We start from the raw sequence: 24394 nt of genomic DNA, 5'->3' as shown, positions 1-24394 counted from the left end.
ATTTCAGACAATTATCGCTGGGTCACATCGGCTCCTTATTAAAAATAAGAAGAAATTCCCAGAGTCACGATGTCGCTCATACGTCTCAGTTTCAGCTTGTACATGATATTGAATTTCTGGATCTTTAACGTTTGCTGCGAAATATTCAGTGTTGATGTGATATTACTTTCATTTTTGTTTTTCAGAATCAGTTGCATAATTTTGAATTGATTATGCGAGAAACATAATTGAGAATTCTTATGGGGTAAGTGTTTTCCATAAGTAATATCAATCAGGTTTTTAATACTTTCTTTGCGGCTGATAAAATAAATAGGCGACTGACTTTTCAGTTTACTGATGTGATAAGGTGCCAGAACAATGATTCTTTCGGCATCTAATTTCTCAAGAAACTTAATAGCTTCTTCATCAAGGATATGATTATGATAGGTATCAATGATCACCTTGAATGGTTTGTTGCCTATGCTTTTGAGCTCTGACAGGGAATTGATTTTTATCATTTCGTGATTATCTTTCAACTGCAAAAAGCCCTGTAAAAGAAAAGAATCCTTCGTCATGAGAAAAATCATAACTTGCTCCTTAGCCGTTATCGTTTCGAACATGTTGTCCCTTTCATTATTTACATCCATGTCCGAATATGGTGTTCAATATAGTAAACGCCTATAAGAACCTTGCCCTTCGTGAACTAATACGTCTATTAACACTAATCAAAACTTCAGATTTAGCCATCATCTGGTCCATATATTGATCCTAGGTAAGATTCCTGGTTGTTATTGATTTGTAATTAATAAACAAAACATTAACACGCTGCGGACTTCTACCCAAGAATAAGTTATAAATAATCCATTTGTGATCTCTGAAGAATATTACTAAAGTTAAAGCGTAATCCGATTTAAATATTGAGTCTCCTTGTTTCTATTTAAGCTGGCAATTGGATTGCCAGCTTTCTTTTAGTGCATTGATAGTGAAAAAATAAACTCTGGAATATTTGTTTATCTACCCATAGCATCGATGTTTATGGAACCTTCAGTTCACTTTCTCACAGCACTTCTAAAACATTAAACCTGACAACGAAAAATATCAGCCATGATAATGTTTGAAATGGCTAATTCGCCGTGAAATAAATAAAAAAAACAAAAATTTCAGATAGTTGATTTAATCGCTGTGCGCGATTTATTTCAATGATAGTACGTGTTTTATCAAGGTAGCCATGCGGTGGTGTAGGTGTTAGCTGCCTCATAATCATTGTGCGTAACTATGAGGCAGGCTAAAAAATAGAGCGGAGATACGTCGGCTAGTTATTATTTTTTAACGAACAAACTAGCAAAACTGAACAGGCTGGCGGCGCTAAATATGAGTTCGATCCCTACCAGGGTAGATACCAATGTCACAGAAACCATCGGTGTTGCGCCAAGGAATATCCAGGCAATGACGATATCCAGCACACCAATAACGAGTTGTAGCCAGCTACCTTTCATTGAACGCTGACGATACCAGCTCATCAGGCGAATAACCCCTGCGACGCAGAACAGACCCGCAATAAACGCTGCAATGGCGAAAATCCCTAGTTCCGGTGCGCGGATAAAGAAATAGCCGATCAATAAATAGGCTACAGCCACGAGGAACCCCGATAATACAGGCCAGAAATTATGACTGCGGTTGCTGAATAATCCAACAATAAGTGCGATACCCGAGCAGATTAATAATACGCCAACTACCGTGCTTAGAATATCACCAGAAACAAACGGGAAACTGATACACAGTAAACCGACGATGAATAGCAGTACAGCAATAAACTGGATCGCTCTACGATGCTTCTTAAGCATATCCAGATCAAACTTCAAAATTGTTGCCTTATCTATATATAACATAGAACCACCCTATAAATTTAAGAAGGAAAACCCCTGCTATCAATCTATGCCAAAAATGCATCTGAGAATGCAGTTGATTTAATAAAAATTTCCTAATTACCGTGCGTGATGACCATGTAACCTATTGTATTAGAATAAAAATATCTGATTTTGATATTTTGTCTCAACATGACATACCCAGAAAACCAGGTTATAACCTCAATGTCGAAATTGATTCGTGACGGCTCTTTCACTTTATAGTTGAGGATATTACGATGAAAAAAGTATTAGGCGTTATTCTTGGTGGTCTGCTTCTTCTGCCAGTAGTGAGCAATGCAGCGGATGCACAAAAAGCAGCTGACAATAAAAAACCGGTCAACTCCTGGACCTGTGAAGATTTCCTGGCTGTGGACGAATCCTTCCAGCCAACTGCAGTTGGTTTTGCTGAAGCACTGAACAACAAAGATAAACCAGAAGATGCGGTTTTAGATGTTCAGGGTATTGCAACCGTAACCCCAGCTATCGTTCAGGCTTGTACTCAGGATAAAAAAGCCAGCTTTAAAGATAAAGTTAAAGGCGAATGGGACAAAATTAAGAAAGATATGTAATTACGGGAATGCGTTACATCGTATTTCCTTAAATATTGAACAGGCCGGAATATCTTGTTTATAAAGCAGGTAATCCTCCTGTTCATATATCAATTATTTATTGAATGGGTTGTAAAATGAATATTGCATCTCTACGTAAAGCCATTGTTTTCGTTGGCGCTGTAGCGGCACTGTCACTGGTTAATGCGCAATCTGCGCTGGCGGCTAATGAATCTGCTAAAGATATGACTTGTCAGGAATTTATTGACCTGAATCCGAAAGCGATGACACCTGTTGCATGGTGGATGCTGCATGAAGAAACGGTTTATAAAGGTGGCGATACTGTAACCTTAAATGAAACCGACCTGACTCAGATTCCTAAAGTGATTGAATATTGTAAGAAAAATCCGCAGAAAAATTTGTATACCTTTAAAGATAAATTGGCAAATGTCCTGCCGAATTAACAGGAATAAAGCAAAAAGGAGTAGCAAGCCGAGCCATCTTGCTGCTCCTTTTTGCGTTTTTATATGACTACCGAATTTATTATTCGTTTGATCCTGACCGCAATTGCTTGTGGTGCTATTGGCATGGAAAGGCAAATGCGCGGCAAAGGAGCCGGGTTACGCACACATGTCTTGATTGGTATGGGCAGCGCGCTGTTCATGATTGTGTCGAAATATGGTTTTGCTGATGTGCTGGCCTTGGATCATGTCGGTCTTGATCCCAGCCGTATTGCCGCTCAGGTCGTCACTGGCGTCGGATTTATCGGTGCGGGGAACATCCTCGTTCGCAATCAAAATATTGTCGGTTTAACGACCGCTGCGGATATTTGGGTAACGGCAGCCATCGGTATGGTGATTGGTAGCGGCATGTATGAACTGGGGATTTACGGTTCCGTGATGACCTTGCTGGTGCTGGAAGTCTTCCATCAATTAACCTTCCGCCTGATGAACAAAAATTACCATTTACAGCTGACGTTAGTGAACGGTAATACGGTATCAATGCTCGACTGGTTTAAGCAGCAAAAAATAAAAACAGATTTAGTTTCGTTGCAGGAAAATGAAGATCATGAAGTGGTTTCTATTGATATCCAGCTTCATGCCACGACATCGATAGAAGAGCTGTTGCGATTATTAAAAGGCATGGCAGGGGTGAAAGGCGTTTCAATTAGCTAATCTGTATCGTTATTTATTCGGCAGGAGTACCAGAGCGGTACTCCTGTTGGTTTTAATGATCGAGGACGATCAGTGGTGAATGGTTAGCCGGATCTTTTAGCACGGTAATATCCGCGCCATAGAGCATTGTCAGCGCCTGCTGTGTCAATACGTCCTGCGGTTTGCCATTTGCAACAACCTTTCCTTTTTGCATCAAAACAACACGGTCAGCATAACGGGCTGCAAGATTAAGATCGTGCAATACGCAGCAGACGTTAAATTGCCGTTCGCGAACCAACTGGCGTAATAAACGAAACAGATGTTGTTGATGGTGAATATCCAGCGCCGACGTTGGTTCATCAAGAAATAACCATTTCGGTGAGGGGACTGGTTCCCAGAGTTGCACCAGCAGGCGAGCCAATTGCACACGCTGTTGTTCACCGCCGGATAATTGCCGGTAGTCGCGGTTAGCGAGTGCCTGACAGTCGCATAACGCCATAATCTGCACCGTTTCACCGCTCTGATTGCCGGTACGATGTGGATGCCGCCCCATCTGGATCACTTCCTTTACGCTGAATGGAAACGCCATGTGGCTATTTTGACGCATCACGGCCCGGTGTTTCGCTAGTTCGGTGATTGACCATTCATTTAATGGCTTATTAAACAACCGGCATTCGCCGCTATCTGGTTGAAGATAGCCGGTTAGCTGGCGAAGCAACGTGGATTTTCCCGCGCCATTAGGGCCGAGAATGGCAACAATTTCTCCGCCGGGAAAAGTCAGCGAGACATTGTCAGTCAGACGCCGTCCCTGAAGGCTATAAACCAGGTTCTGGGCGCTGATCATGTGATCCTCCGGTTGCGCAGAATCAACCACATAAAATAAGGGCCGCCAAGCAGGCTGGTTAATAATCCCACGGGCATTTCTGCTGGCTGTACTAGCGTGCGGGCAAGTGTGTCTGCCATCAGCAATAAACAGGCGCCGGCGAGGGCGGAACAAGGGATTAACCAGCGGTGATTTGCCCCGGTCGTCATGCGAATCAGATGTGGGATCACCAGGCCTATAAAACCGATAATTCCACTTACCGATACGGCAGCGCCAACAAGCAGTGAGCTAATCAACAGTAATTGCTGGCGTTTACGTTTAACGTTCACGCCGAGGTAGTGGGCTTCTTCATCACCAAGTTGCAGCAAATTTAGCGTTCCGGCGAGACAGGTTGTCGCGATAATGGCTGGCAGAATGAATGAACTGGCGACCAATAACGTCGGCCATTGCGCCTGTCCAAGATTGCCCATCATCCACAGTGTGAGTTGTCGTAGCTGCTGTTCATCGCCGATATAGCTCAGTACGCCAATCGCCGCACCGCACAGGGCGTTGATGGCGATCCCGGCCAGTAACAATTGCATCATGCTGCCATCGCGATGGCGCTGCGTGATGAGAAAAATGATGGTGCAGACCACTAAACTACCGGCGATGGCAAATACCATTTGCTCATAGAGCACCAGCATCACCGGGAAGGAAAAGGGCAGCACAATAGCAACGCCAACCATTAATGCCGAACCGCTACTGACGCCGAGTAATCCAGGGTCAGCCATGGGGTTGCGAAAAAGCCCCTGCATAATCACCCCGGCGGTTGCCAACGCTGCGCCTACCAGCACTGCCAGTAAAACGCGAGGCAGGCGAATATTCAGCCAGATATCGCGGTATTCCTCATCAAAAAGGGCATCAAAACTGATCTTTAACGCTCCCTGACTGGCGCCGAACAGCACCAGGGCAAGCAATAAGAGTGATAGCCCCATAAAGACACTGGCGGAAGACAATGAATCCTTGAGCACGCAAAACTCCATTACGACATTACGGCGCGGATATTCCGCGCCGGGAGGGGATTACGCCGGTTTCAGATCTGGTTCAATCAGACTGTAGATCTGCTTGTTGAGTGTCGGCTGACTGGCCAGTTCAGCAATATGTGTAGCGACATCGGCACGGCGGACAAAACCATGACATTCCTGATTTTGTATCCGTAACGCTTTGCCCGTTGCTGCGCCATCAAGCAGACCGCCTGGACGGAGAATGGCGTAGTCAAGTTGGCTGGTTTGCAGCCAGCTTTCCGCCAGCGTTTTTTCCCGTACCGCCTGACCAAACGCGGCTTTGGCGCGATCTGATAAAAACGGCCAGCTATCGCCGCATCCCAAAGAGGTCACCAGAATCATGCGACTGATGCCAGCCTTTTCGGCCTCATCAATCACTGTTCTGTGCGCCAGATAATCCTGAGCTCCTCCCATTGTTGAGATGAGAAGCGCATCCGGGCCAGCTGCGCGGCAAGCAGCCGCAACTACGCTGGCATCACAGGCGTCGCCTGTAAAAACCTGCACACCTTGTTGTGCCAGTTTCTTGGCTGCATCGGCATGACGAACGACAGCAACGACCGGACGTTGTTCCGCCAGCGCCAGTGCAAGCGTTCTGGCTCCAACTCCCTTTCCGCCTGCGCCAAAGAGTAGCCACGGCGTCATCAGGCATGTTCCTTCAGAGATGCCGCCAGAGCATGGAAGGCGCTGACTTGTTCGCTCAGGAGCTGACGATGGTCATCCCTGCCGAGGAAGATTTTCAGCATGGCGCTGCCTTCCTTATTGAAAAAGAGAATAGAGGCGGTGTCCATGCCCATGAATTTACGTTCGATCAAGGCAATATGTGTGCAGTTTTCTGCTTTGATATGCCCGGACATGCCGTGCTTTCCGCGTAGGTTGAAATAGCCGTGACGATGGAAACCCGAAGGCAGTTCGCCGCTAAATTCGAGGATCACATCGGCAGTATGCACCAGCGTGGTGACGTTGCCCCATTCGCAGACGGTATCCCAGACAGTATCGAATTTATCGCCTGACACGACCGTCGGAGAGGGCAGATTTTTCACTACCTCCAGCAGTGTGGTGTTGTATTGTTCGGCGATCGCTTCCAGCGTACCGTCTGGCTCCGTTTTCAAAAATTCCTGTAACGAGACATGGCTCATAAATCACTCCTGTTATGGTTTTCCACGCACAATCGCTGGCGCATTAAGTACCTGAATCAGTTCATTAAGAGACTGCAAAATATTGCTTGCCCAGAAACGACCTTCATTAGTCAGCCGCAGGCAAGTTGAAGCATCGCGGCTTAAGCCTTTTTGGTGCCACTGAGCCAGTAACGGCGCGAGTTTTTCGGCATGTGGCGTAAGTTCGTCCAGTGATACACGCGCCGTTTCAATGCCCGACTGCAAGGTATGACGCCACTGCGCGTTACGTTCGGCGTTACGCATGATCATCATCAGCGGTTTTTTGCCTGCCGCGACGGATTCATGCCAGGTCTGAAGGTTGCGTTCGTTCATCCAGGAGTAACCATTAATCGAACCGCCTGCGCCAGAACCAAAGGCCAGACAATCGGCTCCCTGTTTAATCAGCAGGTTATAGAGATTGCGTTCGCGTGTGGTACGGCCCCAGTGGCTGTTACTGATGCAGCGCCAGCCGGCATCGTCCATGAAGTCACACCCTTGCAGATAGAGATCGCGACGTTCTGCCGGAGAGGGCACGGTAGTGCGCCCATTTTCCACGGCTTTGCCCAGCGGCGTGTTGGGCAGGACATTGAGCGCATAGAGATCAACGCCATCGAGACCGATATCGCGGGCAATAGTCAGATCTTCTCCCCAGGTTTGCGCATCCTGACCTGGCAGGCCGAATAACAGATCGCACACCACCGCAGCACGGTCGCGTTTGACCAGGCTTTCCATAAATGCAATGGCGGTTGGGCCATCAGAGGTGCGTGCCATTTTCTTGCGGATGTTGCTGTTAAATGACTGAATACCAATAGAAAAGCGATTTGCTCCTGCGTCAAGGCAAGCGTCGATTCGGTCAGCGTCAAAATTCAGTACCCGGCCTTCAATGGTGATTTCACAATCGGGTGCCAGCGGTAATTTCTCTCGTAGTGTGGTGATGATTCTGGACAAATCGCGCGCAGAGAGCGCAGAAGGCGTGCCACCACCGAAATAGACTGCGTGGATGGGCGCGGACTGATGCAATACACTGTCCGCCTCCAGCTCGATTTCTCGAATCAGGGCATCGGTATAATGAGCGCACGCATCTTCGTTAAAACGATTTTGATAAAAACCACAAAACGTGCAGTGTGTCGCGCAAAAAGGAATATGCAGATAAACCAGTCGCTTACGAGGTGAAGTCGTTTGACCGATCATCTCTTGCCAGGTTTGTGCCAGTTGTTCTTTGGCGACCGGAATGGCTCCACGAAATGGCATCATGGCGCGCCTGTCTTTAAATGGCTGGTCTCCGTCTAAAGCAAAATGTGGCGTGAGATCCAGGGTGTTTTTCATGTTCATACGTCTGATTTAAATCCGTTTATTGCGGCCAAAGCTGCTGGTGTAAAGACTCAACGACATCAGCAATACGCGGGCCCATTCCCAGAATCAGGTTTTGATCAACGGTGATAATGCGCTGGTTTTTCCATGCGGCGGTGTGGGTAATTCCGGCAATAGAACGCAGCCGATTAATATCGCCATCGACCATTTGTGAGGTGACGACAATCACTTCAGGGTTAGCCGCAATCAGCGATTCCGCGCTGTAACTTTTGTACTGCTGGTGGGTAGCGACGTTTTCTGCTCCGGCAAGCGAAAGAATGGCGTCCGCGACGCTGCCTTTACCGGCAACCTGTGGCGCACTGCCGCCTGCGGAGAGAATAAACATCGCTTTAACCGGGGCTTTTTTGGCCGCCACGTTTTGCTGTACTCGCTCCAGGCGTTGGTTGATCTGTGTCACCAGCGCGTCGCCTTGTTCAGGAACCTGTAACGTTTTCGCCAGTTGACGAATGTTGGCGTACATCTGCTCAAGGGTGGCAGGCACTCGCGGCAGGGTGACGACGTTGACTTTCTGCGCCCGTAGTTGGTCGAGCACAATTTGTGGCCCGGCATCCTGCCAGGTAATTACGCTATTCGGGCGAAGTGACAAAATGCCTTCGCTGCTTAGTTGTTTCCAGTAACCAATATGCGGCAGTTTGGCGGTTTCTGGTGGATAAGATGTTGTTTCATCGACACCAACCACGCGGTTACCAGCACCCATCGCGTAGATCAGTTCCGTCAGTGACCCTCCAGCAACCACGATACGTTCGGTCGCCGTTGCGCTAAAAGCCCAGCTAAGAGCCAGTACTGCCATAAACAGTTTTTTCATGGAACTTCGTTTTACCGTGGTCTTCGCGGCAGAGGCCACGGCTGAAATGCATAACGTTAGTGGGGAACAAAGACACGGCCTGGTGGTGATCCTTGGCATCATATTGAGAACTCTTATCAAATTGATAATGATCATGATTATCATTTGAGTTATATATGAAATTCCACCACCGATTCAATACGCATGGCGTTACAAGCGTATTTATTTTTGATTTTTATCAAGATGATTCGTCAGCTAACGTTCTTTGCAACGGCTGAATTTCGGGGCGAGAAAAAGGTGAAACTCCAGCAATGTCGCGGGTTGTAGGGCAAAAAAATAGAAAAATTATTGCAGTTAACGACAAAGATTTGTTACGGCACGGTGGGACGAATTGTGACAAGGACGCTGCGGTTGATGAGAGATAAACAGATTCTTTAACCCCCTGTTTAGTGTGTTAATAGCGGTTAAAAAAAGCTTGATCATAAAAAAATGATCGATAATAATTCTCATTATCAAGTTGGTATTTAACAAAATATGATCATATGGATAATGAAATTATAACTTTCGTGAGGGATAACGCACGGCACTCTTCACTTCAGACGTGGTGTACCACCCGGCCTGATAAGAGGGCTTGTATTTGCGCAATTGTCAGAAATACCAGGTAATTTCACGGGATATAAACGCCAATTAACTCACCTGGCTAATACTATCGCATTGAATCGTAAATAAATTTATTTTCGCCAGCCACCCCGGTTTTTACCCAGGCAGCCAGCATTTTTTATTTTCCTCATGGAGAATCGCTATGTCACGTCCGCAATTTACCTCGTTGCGCTTGAGTTTGTTGGCTTTGGCTGTTTCCGCCAGCTTGCCGACGATTGCTTTTGCTACTGAAACCATGACTGTTACTGCAACGGGGAATGCCCGCAGTTCCTTCGAAGCGCCAATGATGGTCAGCGTTATCGACACTTCCGTCCCTGAAAACCAAACGGCCACTTCTGCCACCGATCTGCTGCGCCATGTTCCTGGAATTACTCTGGATGGTACCGGACGAACCAACGGTCAGGATGTAAATATGCGTGGCTATGATCATCGCGGCGTGCTGGTTCTTGTCGATGGTGTTCGTCAGGGAACGGATACCGGACACCTGAATGGCACTTTTCTCGATCCGGCGCTGATCAAACGCGTTGAGATTGTCCGTGGTCCTTCGGCATTACTGTATGGCAGTGGCGCGCTGGGAGGGGTTATCTCCTACGATACGGTCGATGCAAAAGATTTATTGCAGGAAGGACAAAGCAGTGGTTTTCGTGTCTTTGGCACTGGCGGCACGGGAGACCATAGCCTGGGATTAGGCGCGAGCGCGTTTGGGCGAACTGAAAATCTGGATGGTATTGTGGCCTGGTCCAGCCGCGATCGTGGTGATTTACGCCAGAGCAATGGTGAAACCGCGCCGAATGACGAGGCTATCAACAACATGCTGGCGAAAGGAACCTGGAAAATTGATTCTGCCCAGGCTCTGAGCGGGTTAGTGCGTTATTACAATAACGACGCGCGTGAACCAAAAAATCCGCAGACCGTTGAGGCTTCTGATAGCAGCAACCCGATGGTTGATCGCTCAACGATTCAACGTGATGCGCAGCTTGCTTATAAACTCGCTCCGTTGGGCAACGACTGGTTAAATGCCGATGCAAAAGTTTACTGGTCGGAAGTCCGTATTAATGCGCAGAACACGGGGAGTTCCGGCGAGTATCGTGAACAGACGACAAAAGGTGCCAAACTGGAGAACCGTTCCACTCTGTTTGCCGATAGTTTTGCCTCTCACCTGCTGACATATGGCGGTGAGTATTATCGTCAGGAACAGCATCCTGGCGGTGCGACGACGGGGTTCCCGCAAGCGAAAATCGATTTCAGCTCCGGTTGGCTGCAAGATGAGATAACCTTACGCGATCTGCCGATTACCCTGCTTGGCGGAACCCGCTATGACAGTTATCGCGGTAGCAGCGACGGCTACAAAGATGTGGATGCCGACAAATGGTCATCTCGCGCGGGGATGACTATCAACCCGACCAACTGGCTGATGTTATTTGGCTCGTATGCGCAGGCATTCCGCGCCCCGACGATGGGCGAAATGTATAACGATTCTAAGCACTTCTCGATTGGTCGCTTCTATACCAACTATTGGGTGCCGAACCCGAATTTGCGTCCGGAAACCAACGAAACTCAGGAGTACGGCTTTGGGCTGCGTTTTGATGACCTGATGTTGTCCAATGATGCCCTGGAATTTAAAGCCAGCTACTTTGATACCAAAGCGAAGGATTACATCTCCACGACCGTCAATTTCGCGGCGGCGACGACCATGTCGTATAACGTCCCGAACGCCAAAATCTGGGGCTGGGACGTGATGACGAAATATACCACTGATCTGTTTAGCCTTGATGTGGCCTATAACCGTACCCGTGGCAAAGACACCGATACCGGTGAATATATCTCCAGCATTAACCCGGATACTGTTACCAGCACCCTGAATATTCCCATTGCCCATAGTGGCTTCTCTGTCGGTTGGGTCGGTACGTTTGCCGATCGCTCAACACATGTCAGCAGCAGTTACAGTAAACAACCGGGCTACGGCGTGAATGATTTCTACGTTAGCTATCAAGGACAGCAGGCGCTCAAAGGCATGACCACCACTCTGGTACTGGGCAACGCCTTCGATAAAGAGTACTGGTCGCCGCAGGGTATCCCGCAGGATGGTCGTAACGGAAAAATTTTCGTGAGTTATCAATGGTAATCATCTGCCCCGATATTTCGGGGCGTTTATCTGGAAGGAAGAGAGACAATGAACCACTACACACGCTGGCTTGAGTTAAAAGAACAAAATCCCGGAAAGTACGCGCGTGACATCGCAGGTTTAATGAATATTAGCGAAGCAGAACTGGCATTTGCGCGCGTCACGCACGATGCGTGGCGGATGCGTGGCAATATTCGTGAAATTCTGGCAGCACTGGAAAGCGTTGGCGAAACCAAATGCATTTGCCGGAACGAATATGCTGTTCATGAGCAGATAGGTGCTTTCACGAACCAGCATTTGAACGGTCATGCCGGATTAATACTCAACCCGCGCGCGCTGGATTTACGACTGTTTCTCAATCAGTGGGACAGTGTTTTCCATATAAAAGAAACCACGGCTCGCGGCGAACGCCAGAGTATTCAGTTCTTTGATCATCAGGGCGATGCGTTACTGAAAGTTTATGCCACCGATAATACCGACATGGCGGCATGGAGCGAGCTTCTGGGGCGTTTTATCGTCGAAGAGAATACGCCGTTTGAGTTAAAAGCCGTTGATGCGACTGCCGCACAAACCGACGTAGATGCCAGTGTGGTCGAGCAAGAGTGGCGGGCGATGACCGACGTTCATCAGTTTTTTACGTTGCTCAAGCGCCACAACCTGACTCGCCAGCAGGCGTTTAATCTGGTGGCAGACGATTTGGCCTGCAAAGTACCCAATAGTGCGCTGGCGCAGATACTGGAATCCGCCCAGCAAGATGGTAATGAGATCATGGTATTTGTTGGCAACCGTGGTTGCGTACAGATCTTCACCGGTGTGGTTGAAAAAGTGGTGCCGATGAAAGGCTGGCTGAATATTTTCAACCCAACGTTTACTCTTCACCTTTTAGAGGAGTGCATTGCTGAAACCTGGGTAACTCGTAAACCCGCCAGCGATGGCTACGTAACCAGTCTGGAATTGTTTGCCCATGACGGTACGCAGATTGCGCAGCTCTATGGTCAACGTACAGAAGGCGAACAGGAGCAAGCGCAATGGCGTAAACAGATTGCGGCATTGACGCAGGAAGGTGTTACTGCGTAAAGCGTAATTGTGCGGAGGTCTGGCGGTCGCCGGGCCTCTTTATAAATATCAGCTGGCGAGTTCAGACCAGATAATCAATATGTTGATGACGTACCAGTTCGTTGATCCGCTTAAGGTTGAGAATCATCATAATATTGTGTTTATGGCAGTAGAATGTTTTCAGCGAAATTTTTAATTTTCCCAGAATATCTTCTGTCGTCATTTGATTAGCAATGCAGGTCAGAACTTGATGTTGTTTGCATGAGAGTGACACATCCGCTTCTGGCACAGAACAGTAACTGCCATTAAGCAGCGCGACAAAGTCAATAATCGTAATATTTCTCTGGACAAAAGTTACCGGGACTTTTCCCAGACAGCGTTTAATATTAAACGGTGAGAAAACAATGACATGAACAGGCTTCAGATGTTCAATTTTGTTGAGTATTGAAGAATGAAAGACATTGTTCATTAATGTATCAATAATCACTAAGGCATTCTGATGCAATGTTAAGTCGATCTCCTCTTCGTTCTGTATATGAACGACATTACCCCTACTTAAAATATTTTTCATCGCGGTGAAAAACATTGTATCCCTGGTAATTATAAGAAACATAACCGACTCCTGTTGCGGACATTAACTTTATAATCAGGTGCCAAAGGTAATAAATAGAGAGGATATTATAATTATAGTTATATATAAATATTCATACTAAAGATGCAGATATTTGAAAAATATCTGCATCTTTAAACTAAATTATTTCACCAGTTCTGGTGTTACCTGGCTAACCGCATTGGTGTAGTAAGGTGCGCCCCAGCCTGGTTCAGGCCAGAATGCGCCGTAGCCGTAATCCCACAGGTTGTAGGTGGTGTTGACCACTTCTCTCAAATGCCACACCTGAATACCTTGTACATTCACGTCAACGAAGTTATATGGGACTTTATTGATAAATCCAGGTTGTTCGCCCTGAATTGTGCCGAGAACAGTAACAAAGTGATTACGATAGTTCACTGGGTCAAGGAAGCCATTTTGTCTGGCGAGCAGGCGACCTTGATAGTTGGCTTCAATGTCAGGTTTGGCATAGCTATCCAGCGGTAATACGGCGATTTCTAACAACGTATCAGTTTTGCCGTTAATAACGTTGATAACCTTACCGCCAAAGCGTGCCTGTTGCCCAACATACAAATTCGGTTGGTTATGAACAGCAACAAAACTTTTTTGAATATCAGGTTGATTATTGCCTTTAATATTTTGCGGAATCGAACTACATGCGGCAAGAAAAAATGAAAGGCTGAAGATGAGTGCACCTTTTGTCTTGTTCATGTTACTATCCTTATCAACAAATGTTAAAACCATAATAGATATTTCTTTATAGTTTTCATCCGATTCTTAGGCGATATGCCTGATAGTAACGTAAACCTGTCTGATATTTATATCCTTGAATATTAGTCCCGGATAGCATTGACATATGATGTTATTATCCGTCTCCTCGTAATATTAGTTCTTTATTTAATTATTATAATGAGTTTATTTTTTATCTCATGTTACATGGAGTGCTAATTATTAGCATTATGGTGATAACCATTTATTAAAATGGAAACTATTTATCTTCGAGGGCAGGAAGCGCAATTTACTGAGATTGCACGATCTCGCATCCGGTAAGAAATGATACGCGTTCGTCAGAGATTGGGGGCACAGCCACCCCCCTTTGTTTATTTTAATCGTTGACCCGAATCATCGACCACTTTCTCACCGTCTTCCTTGGTAAACGCCCCTTTCTGAGTATCTGGCAGGATCTCCAGCACCACTTCCGAAGGACGGCACAGCCGGGTTCCCAGCCGCGTTACCACGATTGGGCGGTTAATCAGAATCGGGTGTTGCAACATAAAGTCGGTTAACTGATCGTCAGTAAATTTATCTTCTGCCAGACCCAGTTCCTCATACGGTTCAACGTTTTTACGTAGCAGAGCGCGAACACAAATTCCCATATCAGCAATGAGTTTTACCAGCTCATCACGCGTCGGTGGGTTTTCCAGATAATAGACAATGGTCGGTTCTGTACCGCTGTTGCGGATCATCTCCAGCGTATTACGCGACGTGCCGCAGGCCGGGTTGTGATAAATGGTAATGTTGCTCATATCAGTATCTCATTACAAAGTGAAAGAGAGGCGTAGCACCAGCGCCACCAGCGTTACAAACAGTACCGGCAGGGTCATGAGAATCCCTGTGCGGAAGTAATATCCCCAGGTAATCGTCATATTCTTCTGCGAAAGTACGTGCAGCCAGAGCAGCGTCGCCAGGCTACCAATTGGGGTGATTTTCGGCCCCAAATCGCAGCCAATCACGTTGGCATAAACCATCGCTTCTTTGATAACGCCAGATGCCGTGCTGCCATCAATGGACAACGCGCCAACCAGTACCGTCGGCATATTGTTCATAATAGAAGAGAGGAAGGCGGTGAGGAATCCGGTGCCCAGCGTCGCGGCCCACAGGCCGTTATCCGCCAGCACGTTGAGTACGCCAGAAAGATATTCCGTTAACCCGGCATTGCGCAGGCCATAAACCACCAGATACATACCGAGCGAGAAGATGACAATCTGCCAGGGCGCACCGCGCAGCACTTTACCCGTATTGATAGCATGACCGCGTTTAGCGACTACAAACAAAATCAGCGCACCCACCGCCGCAATGGCGCTTACCGGAATGCCGAGTGGTTCCAGGACGAAAAATCCCACCAGCAGAAGCAGTAAAACAACCCAGCCAGTTTTGAAGGTGGCGGGATCTTTAATTGCTTCTGCCGGTGCTTTCAGCAGCGCCATATCGTAGTTCTGCGGAATGTCTTTGCGAAAGTAGAGATGTAGCATCACCAGCGTAGCCAGTATCGCGGCGATATCCACCGGCACCATTACCGAAGCATATTCGCGAAAGCCAAGACCAAAGAAATCTGCCGAAACGATATTCACCAGGTTCGAGACGATAAGCGGCAGGCTGGCGGTATCGGCAATGAATCCGGCTGCCATCACGAACGCCAGCGTAGTGCCTTTGCTGAACCCTAACGCCAGCAGCATGGCGATGACAATCGGCGTTAAAATAAGCGCCGCGCCATCATTGGCAAACAGAGCTGCAACGGCGGCGCCGAGCAGGACAATCCAGGTAAACAACAGGCGACCGCGTCCATTGCCCCAGCGTGAAACGTGCAGCGCCGCCCATTCGAAAAAGCCGGATTCATCCAGCAGCAGGCTGATGATAATGACGGCAATAAATGCGGCGGTTGCATTCCAGACGATATTCCACACCACCGGAATATCACCCGGATGAACCACGCCTGTAACTAACGCCAGTATTGCGCCCAGCGTCGCACTCCAGCCGATGCTTAAACCTTTCGGCTGCCAGATAACCAATACGATGGTCAGGACAAAGATAGCGCCTGCCAGTAACATAATGCCTCCCGGATAAAACACATACGAAAATCCATATGTGTTTAGCTAAATTTTTTAACTGCAAATGTTCTTACTGTCTACGGAACAATTTTGTCGAGCCAGGTTGCGGACAATCGCCTGAACCTTTTCCTGTTCACATCGCCAGGCCTCATCAATAATTTTCGCCGCCCATGCTGGAATATGCGGCGATAGGCGGTAATGAACCCACTTACCTTGCTTGCGATCCAGCAATAAACCGCTTTCCCTCAGCAATGCCAGGTGGCGTGAGATCTTGGGCTGCGACTGATTCAGGGCAGTACAGAGATCACACACGCATAACTCTCCCAGTTCGCTAAGCAGTAAAACGATGCCCAGACGGGTTTCATCAGCAAGAATTTTGAACAATTGGATGGGTAACAGAAATGACATATTGCGCTCCTGATTGTTGCAGGTAGTGTCTCTCTTCGAAGCGGATAAGTCAAAAACATATATGTTTTAACGGATGCGTAGGTGCAGAGGAAGGTAATAGGTGTGAATTTTGAGTTGGCTATTCATTCGAAAGGAGGTCTGAATCAGGACGTAAAAAAACCGACTTTGCGTCGGTTTTTTACTTTCCAGCCCAGAGTTGGTGGCTCTGGCTGGAGTGAGAGAGCTCTTATCTAACAGCTCAATACTATTAGCCAGTGGCTAACATTGCAAGAATTAGCAATTTCTTCAGCTGGCGGAGGGGGCACTTCGGTATATATCGCAGTGACGATTTATATACTTTCACTGGGTCATCGTCATATTAAGCCTTGTCCGAATCCGGATGTAAAAAAACCGACTTTGCGTCGGTTTTTTACTTTCCAGCCCTGAGTTGGTGGCTCTGGCTGGAGTGAGATAGTCATCATCTAACGCATCAATGCTAATACCATACTGAAACTATTGCAAGGACGAGCTGGTTTTATAACCTGTATGTACTGTATGATTATCCAGTTAGCTCTGAGACATTTTCACTCTGACAATGCGCATAAACGCTTTCAAAGTCCTGGTCAAAAGTACGGGTGGTGCCGTTAACTGATGCTCTGGCCGGAGTGAGATAGTCGTCATCTAACAATGGGACATGCGCCGTGACAGGCAGTGGATGAGTAAGCGGATGCATTCTCACTCCATCGCATGGAGAAAACGGGTGATTGATAAAGCAATCATCGTTCTTGGGGCGTTAATTGCGCTGCTGGAACTGATCCGCTTTCTGCTTCAGCTTCTGAACTGATAGCGGAAACGTAACTAAGGGCAAAGAGCACACCACTCTTTGCCCTTTAACATTTAACGCATTGTCACGAACTCTTCTGCCGCCGTCGGGTGAATGGCAACCGTGTTGTCGAAGTCTTTTTTGGTTGCGCCCATCTTCAGCGCCACCGCGAAGCCCTGCAACATTTCGTCCATGCCAAAACCAATGCCGTGAATACCGACAATCTTCTCTTCCGATCCAACGCACACCAGCTTCATGCGGCACGGCTGGCGGTGAGTGGTGACGGCGGTATACATCGCGGTGAAAGAGGATTTATACACTTTCACCTGATCGTCGCCGTACTGCTCGCGCGCCTGCGGCTCCGTTAAACCAACAGTACCAATCGGTGGATGGCTGAAGACCACGGTCGGAATGTTGCTGTAATCCAGATGCTCATCCGGCTTGTTATTAAACAGGCGTTCAGAGAGACGGCGACCTGCCGCTACCGCGACCGGCGTCAGTTCCACTGCGCCTGTGTTATCGCCCACCGCGTAAATACCTTCAACGTTGGTATTTTGATATTTATCGACGACGATATAGCCTTTTTCGTTGGTTTTTACGCCAGCGGCTTCCAGGTTGATGTTGTCATTGGCAGGCTCACGACCAATCGCCCAAATCAGGCAATCCACCGTTTCACTGCGACCATCTTCCAGCTCCAGCGTCAGGCTGCCATCGGCATTTTTCACTACCGCTTTCGGGATGGCGTTGGTGTGCAACTGCGGGCCTTCGGCGTTCATCACTTCGACCAGCGTTTCAGAGATCATCGGGTCAAAGCTGCGCAGCGGCGCGTGTTTACGCACAAACAGATGCGTCTTCGCGCCGAGGCCGTTAATCACGCCAGCCAGTTCAACGGCGATGTAACCCGCACCAACAACCGCTACACGCTCTGGCAAAGCGGGTAGGGCAAAGAAACCATCGGAATCAATGCCGTATTCCACGCCCGGAATATCCGGGTGGCTTGGACGACCACCGGTGGCGATCAGAATATGATCGGCCGTAATGGTTTCACCGTTAACTTCCAGCGTTCTGGCATCAACGAAGCGAGCAAAGCCCTTGATTACATCAACGTTATTTTTACCGAGTACGTTTTCATAGGAAGTATGAATACGGTCGATATAGGCGGTACGGCTGGCGATCAACGTTTCCCAGTTGAACTTATTGATGGTGGTATCAAAGCCATAATCCGGGCCGTACATGTGGATCGCTTCGCGGATTTGCGCCGCGTGCCACATCACTTTTTTCGGCACGCAGCCAACATTCACGCAGGTGCCGCCCAGCTCTTTGGCTTCAATCAGCGCGCATTTCTGACCGTACATAGCCGCGCGGTTGATGGAGGCGATACCGCCGCTGCCGCCGCCGATGGCGATGTAATCATAGTGTTTAGTCATGACAGAGTGTCCTTATCGTTGATTACCGCGATTGTAGCGCGAGACGTAATAGGTGCCAGCAATGGCTGCAATTACTCCGGCACGATCCAGCTTACGGTGGCGTGCCCGGTGCCTGCCGGAACCAGTTTGCTGTGCAGCCACGGCAGCACGTTATTCATCTGCTGTTCCAGCTTCCACGGCGGGTTAATCACAATCATGCCGGAAGCGGTCATGCCACGGCGATCGCTGTCTGGCAGTACCGCCAGTTCAATTTGCAGAATTTTGCGAATGCCAGTCGCTTCCAGGTCGTGGATCATGCGCTTAATTTGCTGGCGCAGCACCACTGGATACCACAACGCGTAAGTGCCGGTAGCGAAACGTTTGTAGCCTTCTGCTATCCCGCTGACCACCGCCTGATAGTCGGTTTTCATTTCATACGGTGGGTCGATAAGGATCAGGCCACGACGGGAAACTGGCGGCAGTTTTGCTTTCAGTTGCAGGAAGCCGTCGGCTTTTTCTACGCGCGCACGGCTGTCTTTCTGAAATTCAGAACGCAGCAACGGGAAATCGCTCGGATGTAGCTCGGTCAGTTGCAGGCTGTCTTGTTCACGCAGTAACTGACGGGCAATCAACGGCGAACCGGGGTAGTAACGCAACTGTCCGCTACGGTTGAAGTGTTTTACCACATTGATGTACGGCTCCAGTTCTGCGGGCAAATCGTCCTGCTGCCAGATACGGGCGATACCTTCGAGATATTCGCCGGTACGCTCGGCATGTTCGCTGCCTAACTGATAACGCCCGGCTCCTGCGTGGGTATCGAGATAGAGAAACGGTTTATCTTTCTCTTTCAGCGACTCGATGATCAGGCTCTGAACGGTATGTTTAAGGACGTCGGCGTGGTTGCCAGCGTGAAAGCTGTGGCGATAACTGAGCATGGGTAAAGGTGTTCCGGTAAGTAAAAATCGGCCCGTATTTGGGGCGCACAAAAGCATATCAGGACAGTATACCGAAAAGAGGACGTCGCCGCGAAAGCGTAACGTTTCTCATTGAAATTCACTACACTTAACCCCATGCTATTACCCATTACGCGTCGGATGGCATCGGCCTATTAACGTAGGCCGGATAAGACGTCTGCGTCGCCTCCGGCGAAAGCGCCTGTGAGCGTTTCGTTCCCTCTATTTAACCAGGACTGTACCTATGACGAATCCGTTACTGACTCCCTTTGAATTGCCTCCGTTTTCTAAAATTCTCCCGGAACATGTCGTTCCTGCCGTGACTAAGGCGCTGAACGACTGTCGCGAAAATGTGGAGCGCGTGGTAGCGCAGGGGGCACCGTACACCTGGGAAAATCTCTGCCAACCGCTGGCAGAAGTGGACGATGTGCTGGGACGTATTTTCTCCCCGGTCAGCCACCTGAACTCGGTGAAAAATAGCCCGGAGCTGCGCGAAGCCTACGAACAAACGCTGCCGCTGCTGTCAGAATACAGCACCTGGGTAGGGCAACATGAAGGGCTGTATAAAGCGTATCGCGATCTGCGCGATGGCGATCATTACGCCACGCTGAACACGGCACAGAAGAAAGCGGTTGATAACGCACTGCGTGATTTTGAACTGTCGGGCATCGGTCTGCCGAAAGAGAAACAGCAACGCTACGGCGAGATTGCCACCCGTCTCTCCGAGCTGGGCAACCAGTACAGCAACAACGTCCTCGATGCGACGATGGGCTGGACTAAACTCGTTACCGACGAAGCTGAGCTGGCGGGTATGCCAGAAAGCGCGCTGGCTGCAGCAAAAGCCCAGGCCGAAGCGAAAGAACTGGAAGGCTATCTGCTGACGCTGGATATCCCAAGCTACCTGCCGGTAATGACTTACTGCGACAACCAGTCTCTGCGCGAAGAGATGTATCGCGCTTACAGCACACGCGCCTCCGATCAAGGCCCGAACGCCGGTAAGTGGGACAACAGCAAGGTGATGGAAGAGATCCTCACCCTGCGTCACGAACTGGCGCAATTGCTGGGTTTTGAAAACTACGCCTTCAAATCGCTTGCCACTAAAATGGCAGAAAATCCGCAGCAGGTGCTTGATTTCTTAACCGATCTGGCAAAACGTGCGCGTCCGCAGGGCGAAAAAGAGCTGGCGCAACTGCGTGCCTTCGCCAAAGCCGAATTTGGTGTGGATGAGTTGCAGCCGTGGGATATCGCTTACTACAGCGAAAAACAGAAACAGCACCTCTACAGCATCAGCGACGAACAACTGCGTCCGTACTTCCCGGAAAACAAAGCGGTTAACGGCCTGTTTGAAGTGGTGAAACGTATTTACGGCATCACCGCCAAAGAGCGTAAAGATGTTGATGTCTGGCATCCTGATGTGCGTTTCTTCGAACTGTATGATGAGAACAACGAACTGCGCGGCAGCTTCTACCTCGACCTGTATGCCCGTGAGAACAAGCGCGGCGGGGCGTGGATGGATGACTGCGTAGGCCAGATGCGCAAAGCCGACGGTTCGCTGCAAAAACCGGTCGCTTATCTGACCTGTAACTTCAACCGCCCGGTGAACGGTAAACCGGCGCTGTTTACCCATGACGAAGTGATCACCCTGTTCCACGAGTTCGGTCACGGCCTGCATCATATGCTGACCCGCATCGAAACCGCCGGTGTTTCCGGTATCAGCGGTGTGCCGTGGGATGCGGTCGAACTGCCGAGTCAGTTTATGGAAAACTGGTGCTGGGAGCCGGAGGCGCTGGCGTTTATCTCCGGTCACTATGAAACCGGCGAACCGCTGCCGAAAGAGTTGCTGGATAAAATGCTGGCGGCGAAGAACTACCAGGCGGCGCTGTTTATTCTGCGTCAGCTGGAGTTCGGTCTGTTCGATTTCCGCCTCCATGCGGAATTCCGTCCGGATCAGGGGGCAAAAATCCTCGAAACCCTGGCAGAAATCAAAAAACTGGTTGCCGTGGTGCCGTCTCCGTCATGGGGCCGTTTCCCACATGCATTTAGCCATATCTTTGCTGGTGGTTATGCAGCAGGTTACTACAGCTACCTGTGGGCTGATGTGCTGGCGGCGGATGCTTTCTCGCGCTTTGAGGAAGAGGGGATTTTCAACCGTGATACTGGACAGTCGTTCCTCGACAACATTCTGAGCCGTGGCGGTTCAGAAGAGCCGATGGAACTGTTCAAACGCTTCCGTGGTCGCGAACCGCAACTGGATGCGATGCTGGAGCACTACGGCATTAAGGGCTGATCATTCAGTGAAAATCTGCTTAATTGATGAATCGGGCGCCGGAGACGGCGCCTTATCTGTTCTGGCGACCCGCTGGGGGCTGGAGCACGATGAAGACAATCTGATGGCCTTGGTGTTAACGCCAGAGCATCTGGAACTGCGTAAGCGTGATGAGCCGAAACTCGGCGGCATTTTCGTTGATTTTGTCGGCGGGGCAATGGCGCACCGACGCAAATTCGGCGGTGGTCGCGGCGAAGCGGTAGCAAAAGCGGTGGGCATTAAGGGCGATTATCTGCCGGATGTCGTCGATGCGACCGCAGGATTAGGTCGTGATGCCTTCGTGCTGGCTTCTGTCGGTTGTCGTGTACGGATGCTGGAGCGTAATCCGGTAGTTGCCGCGCTGCTCGACGATGGCCTGGCGCGTGGCTATGCCGATGCGGAAATTGGTGGCTGGTTGCAGGAACGGTTGCAGTTGATTCACGCTTCCAGTTTGACGGCGCTGACCGATATTACTCCGCGCCCGCAAGTGGTCTATCTTGACCCGATGTTCCCACATAAGCAGAAAAGCGCGCTGGTGAAGAAAGAGATGCGAGTGTTTCAGTCGCTGGTGGGGCCGGATCTCGATGCCGATGGGTTGCTGGAGCCTGCGCGGCAACTGGCGACCAAACGTGTGGTGGTAAAGCGCCCGGACTACGCGCCGCCGCTGGCAAACATTGCCACACCGAACGCGGTTGTCACCAAAGGGCATCGCTTTGATATTTATGCCGGAACGCCGGTGTAAAAGTGAAAACGGGTAGCGTTATAGCTACCCGTTTTTCTGCAAGAATCATCAATGGCTTTCCGGCGTCTCAATCATTCGTTTCAGCCAGGGCACCATCATCAGCATCACTACTGCAACGCCCAGCGTGACCAGACCAATCTTACCAAACACGTTGGTGTAGACAGGTAACGTCTCAAGCGGATCGGTAATGTTGTCTGGCACTGCGGTAAATGTTGCCACATAGCCGCCGAGCAAGAACGCGGCAGCCTGCGTCAGAAACCACATTCCCAGAATAAAGCCCATCAAATGCTGTGGCACCAGAGCAGCAACCATCGCCAGACCCAGGGCGCTAATAAACAGTTCACCCAGGCTCTGGAACAAGTAAACCAGCACGATAAACCACGGCGATGTCAGCCCCTGCGCATCAGCAAACCACATTCCCGCAGCGGCGGCAGTCAGAAATCCCAGCGAGCACATAAACATGCCGAGAGTAAATTTCATCGGCATCGAGAGGTCTTTGCCTTTGTTACCCAGATGCGTGTAAATGCCCGCCAGTATTGGGCTGGCGAGTACCACCCAGAACGGGTTAAGCGCCTGGAAGCTGACCGGGTTGATGGAAAAACCGAGAATTTCATGATGTACGTTGTTGATGGCAAAGAAGTTCAGCGACGTTGGCATCTGGGCATAGAGGATGTAAAACACCACCGCTTCGAGCATCAGGACAAAGGCGACAAACATTTTATTGCGCCCGGTTTTATCCAGCTTGAATGCCTGACGGAAGAAGATAATGGTGACGACGATGGAGAGGGCGATCAGCACCAGATTGGCGATTTCTACGTTGTGCATCAGCCATGCACAGACGAAGATCATCACTACGCTGCCAATCAACACGTACAACAGTTTGCCGAAGTTCAGTGGTCGGAAGTCAGGATCTGAACCAATATCTTGCACCATCCCGCGACAGGCGATGTAGACCAGTAGCGCGACAATCAGACCTGCCCCACACAGGTTATAGGTTACGGAATAACCAAATCTATCGGCAATCACGGGTGCCAGCGACAACGCCACCAATGAACCAATATTGATCGACATGTAAAACAGTGTGAAAGCACCATCCAGACGCGGATCTTTCGGTGGATAGCATTTAGAAAGCAGGCTTGCCGGGTTGGCTTTAAACAAGCCGTTACCGACGGCAATAGTCCCCAGGGCGATGAAAATCAGATCAGGCTTAAGTAGTGACATTCCGGTCATGAAGTAGCCAATCGCCAGCACAATCGCCCCAAGAACAATGGTGCGTTTAGTCCCAAGCAGGTGGTCGCCGACATAGCCGCCAATGGAGATAAGTCCATAGACCAGCGCAGCAAAAGCGCCAAAGGTAACAAAGGCCTGCTCTTGTGAGAATCCGAGCTGTTTAACGAAGAAAACCGCCAGCACGCCTTGCACGCCGTAGTAGCCGAATCGCTCCCATAATTCGACAAAAAAGATCATGAAAAATGGGCGAGGTTGTTGCAGCATCCCAGTGGGTGTTGTTGTATTCATATTTATTAACCTTCCAATACCATCCTGAAAAGTATGAACGCGTAAGTGGTTGCACGCGAAAGATTTTACAGATGTCTAAGATTTTTAATATTGATGTGGTAAATAGTTATATGCACTATTTCAACAGAAAGTAACCAGCTAATCATGCTGGTTGTTTAAAGTAAGATGGTTTTACATTCTGATTTTTGAGATGCTGAAAATTTGGATAGCCCTGGGTA

At 49.1% G+C, this 24394-nt stretch carries 24 protein-coding genes; 8 read left to right on the top strand and 16 right to left on the bottom strand.

The genetic code is table 11. The annotated features are described in order from the left end of the window. Window positions 1-38 precede the first annotated feature (38 nt). Window positions 39-566 (bottom strand): acid resistance transcriptional activator GadE, encoded by a 528-nt coding sequence (gene gadE / locus A7Z29_RS12330; protein ID WP_000576683.1) that lies wholly within the window; start codon window positions 564-566, stop codon window positions 39-41. Window positions 567-1298: 732 nt separating this feature from the next. Continuing rightward, a complete protein-coding gene (gene hdeD, locus A7Z29_RS12325) occupies window positions 1299-1868 on the bottom strand; it encodes an acid-resistance protein HdeD (RefSeq protein WP_000965661.1) in 570 nt (189 codons plus the stop codon). A 254-nt stretch (window positions 1869-2122) separates the two neighbouring features. Here hdeD and hdeA point away from each other — a divergent pair, with 254 nt between their 5' ends. From hdeA to A7Z29_RS12310, 3 genes are all read left to right on the top strand, one after another. Next, a complete protein-coding gene (hdeA, locus tag A7Z29_RS12320; protein WP_000756548.1) occupies window positions 2123-2455 on the top strand; it encodes an acid-activated periplasmic chaperone HdeA in 333 nt (110 codons plus the stop codon). A 116-nt stretch (window positions 2456-2571) separates the two neighbouring features. Beyond that, complete coding sequence (gene hdeB / locus A7Z29_RS12315; RefSeq protein ID WP_016158878.1) at window positions 2572-2898, top strand: acid-activated periplasmic chaperone HdeB; 327 nt, start codon at window positions 2572-2574, stop codon at window positions 2896-2898. 63 nt (window positions 2899-2961) lie between these two features. Beyond that, window positions 2962-3609 carry an MgtC/SapB family protein gene (locus A7Z29_RS12310; RefSeq protein WP_024165148.1) on the top strand — a complete coding sequence of 216 codons (648 nt, stop codon included), beginning with the start codon at window positions 2962-2964 and terminating at the stop codon, window positions 3607-3609. Between the two features lie 52 nt (window positions 3610-3661). Here A7Z29_RS12310 and A7Z29_RS12305 read toward each other — a convergent pair whose 3' ends face one another. Genes A7Z29_RS12305 through shuT form a run of 6 tightly spaced genes read right to left on the bottom strand, consistent with a single transcriptional unit; the run spans window position 3662 to window position 8883 of the window. After that, complete coding sequence (locus A7Z29_RS12305) at window positions 3662-4432, bottom strand: heme ABC transporter ATP-binding protein (protein ID WP_000622313.1); 771 nt, start codon at window positions 4430-4432, stop codon at window positions 3662-3664. Beyond that, the gene (shuU, locus tag A7Z29_RS12300; RefSeq protein ID WP_000910410.1) at window positions 4429-5421 is read right to left on the bottom strand and encodes a heme ABC transporter permease ShuU/ChuU; all 993 of its coding nucleotides are present in this window, start codon (window positions 5419-5421) and stop codon (window positions 4429-4431) included. Before shuU ends, A7Z29_RS12305 begins: the two co-directional genes overlap by 4 nt. Before the next feature lie 51 nt (window positions 5422-5472). After that, entirely contained in the window at window positions 5473-6096 is a 624-nt protein-coding gene (chuY, locus tag A7Z29_RS12295) for an anaerobilin reductase (protein WP_105290301.1), read from the bottom strand. Continuing rightward, entirely contained in the window at window positions 6096-6590 is a 495-nt protein-coding gene (gene hutX / locus A7Z29_RS12290; RefSeq protein ID WP_000020032.1) for a heme utilization cystosolic carrier protein HutX, read from the bottom strand. Before hutX ends, chuY begins: the two co-directional genes overlap by 1 nt. 12 nt (window positions 6591-6602) lie before the next feature. Then, on the bottom strand, window positions 6603-7940 hold the full coding sequence (gene hutW / locus A7Z29_RS12285; RefSeq protein WP_032226720.1) for a heme anaerobic degradation radical SAM methyltransferase ChuW/HutW: 1338 nt from the start codon (window positions 7938-7940) through the stop codon (window positions 6603-6605). Between the two features lie 19 nt (window positions 7941-7959). Beyond that, the gene (gene shuT, locus A7Z29_RS12280) at window positions 7960-8883 is read right to left on the bottom strand and encodes a heme ABC transporter substrate-binding protein ShuT (RefSeq protein ID WP_024165147.1); all 924 of its coding nucleotides are present in this window, start codon (window positions 8881-8883) and stop codon (window positions 7960-7962) included. Between the two features lie 775 nt (window positions 8884-9658). Between shuT and chuA the strand changes: the two genes are divergently transcribed. Together chuA and chuS are read left to right on the top strand one after the other, a co-directional pair. Beyond that, on the top strand, window positions 9659-11548 hold the full coding sequence (chuA, locus tag A7Z29_RS12275) for a TonB-dependent heme/hemoglobin receptor ChuA/ShuA (RefSeq protein WP_353620296.1): 1890 nt from the start codon (window positions 9659-9661) through the stop codon (window positions 11546-11548). Between the two features lie 48 nt (window positions 11549-11596). Further along, the gene (gene chuS, locus A7Z29_RS12270; RefSeq protein ID WP_001017205.1) at window positions 11597-12625 is read left to right on the top strand and encodes a hematinate-forming heme oxygenase ChuS; all 1029 of its coding nucleotides are present in this window, start codon (window positions 11597-11599) and stop codon (window positions 12623-12625) included. Between the two features lie 61 nt (window positions 12626-12686). Here chuS and A7Z29_RS12265 read toward each other — a convergent pair whose 3' ends face one another. From A7Z29_RS12265 to arsR, 5 genes are all read right to left on the bottom strand, one after another. After that, a complete protein-coding gene (locus A7Z29_RS12265; RefSeq protein ID WP_105290299.1) occupies window positions 12687-13217 on the bottom strand; it encodes a helix-turn-helix transcriptional regulator in 531 nt (176 codons plus the stop codon). Window positions 13218-13358: 141 nt separating this feature from the next. Then, window positions 13359-13925: an outer membrane lipoprotein Slp gene (gene slp / locus A7Z29_RS12255; protein ID WP_001044201.1), complete on the bottom strand. Its 567-nt coding sequence runs from the start codon at window positions 13923-13925 to the stop codon at window positions 13359-13361. Between the two features lie 389 nt (window positions 13926-14314). Continuing rightward, complete coding sequence (gene arsC, locus A7Z29_RS12250) at window positions 14315-14740, bottom strand: glutaredoxin-dependent arsenate reductase (RefSeq protein ID WP_000065797.1); 426 nt, start codon at window positions 14738-14740, stop codon at window positions 14315-14317. 12 nt (window positions 14741-14752) lie between these two features. Further along, on the bottom strand, window positions 14753-16042 hold the full coding sequence (arsB, locus tag A7Z29_RS12245) for an arsenite/antimonite:H(+) antiporter ArsB (protein ID WP_010346206.1): 1290 nt from the start codon (window positions 16040-16042) through the stop codon (window positions 14753-14755). 54 nt (window positions 16043-16096) lie between these two features. After that, on the bottom strand, window positions 16097-16450 hold the full coding sequence (gene arsR / locus A7Z29_RS12240) for an As(III)-sensing metalloregulatory transcriptional repressor ArsR (RefSeq protein WP_000008972.1): 354 nt from the start codon (window positions 16448-16450) through the stop codon (window positions 16097-16099). Window positions 16451-17189: 739 nt separating this feature from the next. Between arsR and dinQ the strand changes: the two genes are divergently transcribed. Then, a complete protein-coding gene (gene dinQ / locus A7Z29_RS12230) occupies window positions 17190-17273 on the top strand; it encodes a damage-inducible type I toxin DinQ (protein WP_001295215.1) in 84 nt (27 codons plus the stop codon). Window positions 17274-17326: 53 nt separating this feature from the next. Here the strand turns inward: dinQ and gorA are convergent, their stop codons facing one another. Continuing rightward, window positions 17327-18679, bottom strand: a complete 1353-nt coding sequence (gene gorA / locus A7Z29_RS12225) for a glutathione-disulfide reductase (RefSeq protein ID WP_000160829.1) — start codon at window positions 18677-18679, stop codon at window positions 17327-17329. A 71-nt stretch (window positions 18680-18750) separates the two neighbouring features. Beyond that, window positions 18751-19593, bottom strand: a complete 843-nt coding sequence (gene rlmJ, locus A7Z29_RS12220) for a 23S rRNA (adenine(2030)-N(6))-methyltransferase (RefSeq protein ID WP_085461362.1) — start codon at window positions 19591-19593, stop codon at window positions 18751-18753. Between the two features lie 262 nt (window positions 19594-19855). On the opposite strand from rlmJ, the gene prlC reads away from it, so the two are divergent. Further along, window positions 19856-21898 (top strand): oligopeptidase A, encoded by a 2043-nt coding sequence (gene prlC / locus A7Z29_RS12215; protein WP_085461361.1) that lies wholly within the window; start codon window positions 19856-19858, stop codon window positions 21896-21898. A 7-nt stretch (window positions 21899-21905) separates the two neighbouring features. Next, window positions 21906-22658: a 16S rRNA (guanine(1516)-N(2))-methyltransferase RsmJ gene (gene rsmJ, locus A7Z29_RS12210; RefSeq protein WP_000686601.1), complete on the top strand. Its 753-nt coding sequence runs from the start codon at window positions 21906-21908 to the stop codon at window positions 22656-22658. Between the two features lie 48 nt (window positions 22659-22706). Here rsmJ and dtpB read toward each other — a convergent pair whose 3' ends face one another. After that, a complete protein-coding gene (gene dtpB / locus A7Z29_RS12205; RefSeq protein WP_105290297.1) occupies window positions 22707-24176 on the bottom strand; it encodes a dipeptide/tripeptide permease DtpB in 1470 nt (489 codons plus the stop codon). Window positions 24177-24394 lie beyond the last annotated feature (218 nt).

Source organism: Escherichia sp. MOD1-EC6842 (assembly GCF_002965705.1).
Taxonomy (GTDB): domain Bacteria; phylum Pseudomonadota; class Gammaproteobacteria; order Enterobacterales; family Enterobacteriaceae; genus Escherichia; species Escherichia ruysiae.
This window is presented reverse-complemented; position numbering and strand designations above follow the sequence as displayed.

Excerpts from the sequence above, each read along its gene's own strand:
- gadE (WP_000576683.1), bottom strand. The coding sequence starts at position 566 with ATGATTTTTCTCATGACGAAGGATTCTTTTCTTTTACAGGGCTTTTTG.
- hdeD (WP_000965661.1), bottom strand. The coding sequence starts at position 1,868 with ATGTTATATATAGATAAGGCAACAATTTTGAAGTTTGATCTGGATATG.
- hdeA (WP_000756548.1), top strand. The coding sequence starts at position 2,123 with ATGAAAAAAGTATTAGGCGTTATTCTTGGTGGTCTGCTTCTTCTGCCA.
- hdeB (WP_016158878.1), top strand. The coding sequence starts at position 2,572 with ATGAATATTGCATCTCTACGTAAAGCCATTGTTTTCGTTGGCGCTGTA.
- A7Z29_RS12310 (WP_024165148.1), top strand. The coding sequence starts at position 2,962 with ATGACTACCGAATTTATTATTCGTTTGATCCTGACCGCAATTGCTTGT.
- A7Z29_RS12305 (WP_000622313.1), bottom strand. The coding sequence starts at position 4,432 with ATGATCAGCGCCCAGAACCTGGTTTATAGCCTTCAGGGACGGCGTCTG.
- chuY (WP_105290301.1), bottom strand. The coding sequence starts at position 6,096 with ATGACGCCGTGGCTACTCTTTGGCGCAGGCGGAAAGGGAGTTGGAGCC.
- hutX (WP_000020032.1), bottom strand. The coding sequence starts at position 6,590 with ATGAGCCATGTCTCGTTACAGGAATTTTTGAAAACGGAGCCAGACGGT.
- hutW (WP_032226720.1), bottom strand. The coding sequence starts at position 7,940 with ATGAACATGAAAAACACCCTGGATCTCACGCCACATTTTGCTTTAGAC.
- shuT (WP_024165147.1), bottom strand. The coding sequence starts at position 8,883 with ATGCCAAGGATCACCACCAGGCCGTGTCTTTGTTCCCCACTAACGTTA.
- chuA (WP_353620296.1), top strand. The coding sequence starts at position 9,659 with ATGACTGTTACTGCAACGGGGAATGCCCGCAGTTCCTTCGAAGCGCCA.
- chuS (WP_001017205.1), top strand. The coding sequence starts at position 11,597 with ATGAACCACTACACACGCTGGCTTGAGTTAAAAGAACAAAATCCCGGA.
- A7Z29_RS12265 (WP_105290299.1), bottom strand. The coding sequence starts at position 13,217 with ATGTTTCTTATAATTACCAGGGATACAATGTTTTTCACCGCGATGAAA.
- slp (WP_001044201.1), bottom strand. The coding sequence starts at position 13,925 with ATGAACAAGACAAAAGGTGCACTCATCTTCAGCCTTTCATTTTTTCTT.
- arsC (WP_000065797.1), bottom strand. The coding sequence starts at position 14,740 with ATGAGCAACATTACCATTTATCACAACCCGGCCTGCGGCACGTCGCGT.
- arsB (WP_010346206.1), bottom strand. The coding sequence starts at position 16,042 with ATGTTACTGGCAGGCGCTATCTTTGTCCTGACCATCGTATTGGTTATC.
- arsR (WP_000008972.1), bottom strand. The coding sequence starts at position 16,450 with ATGTCATTTCTGTTACCCATCCAATTGTTCAAAATTCTTGCTGATGAA.
- gorA (WP_000160829.1), bottom strand. The coding sequence starts at position 18,679 with ATGACTAAACACTATGATTACATCGCCATCGGCGGCGGCAGCGGCGGT.
- rlmJ (WP_085461362.1), bottom strand. The coding sequence starts at position 19,593 with ATGCTCAGTTATCGCCACAGCTTTCACGCTGGCAACCACGCCGACGTC.
- prlC (WP_085461361.1), top strand. The coding sequence starts at position 19,856 with ATGACGAATCCGTTACTGACTCCCTTTGAATTGCCTCCGTTTTCTAAA.
- dtpB (WP_105290297.1), bottom strand. The coding sequence starts at position 24,176 with ATGAATACAACAACACCCACTGGGATGCTGCAACAACCTCGCCCATTT.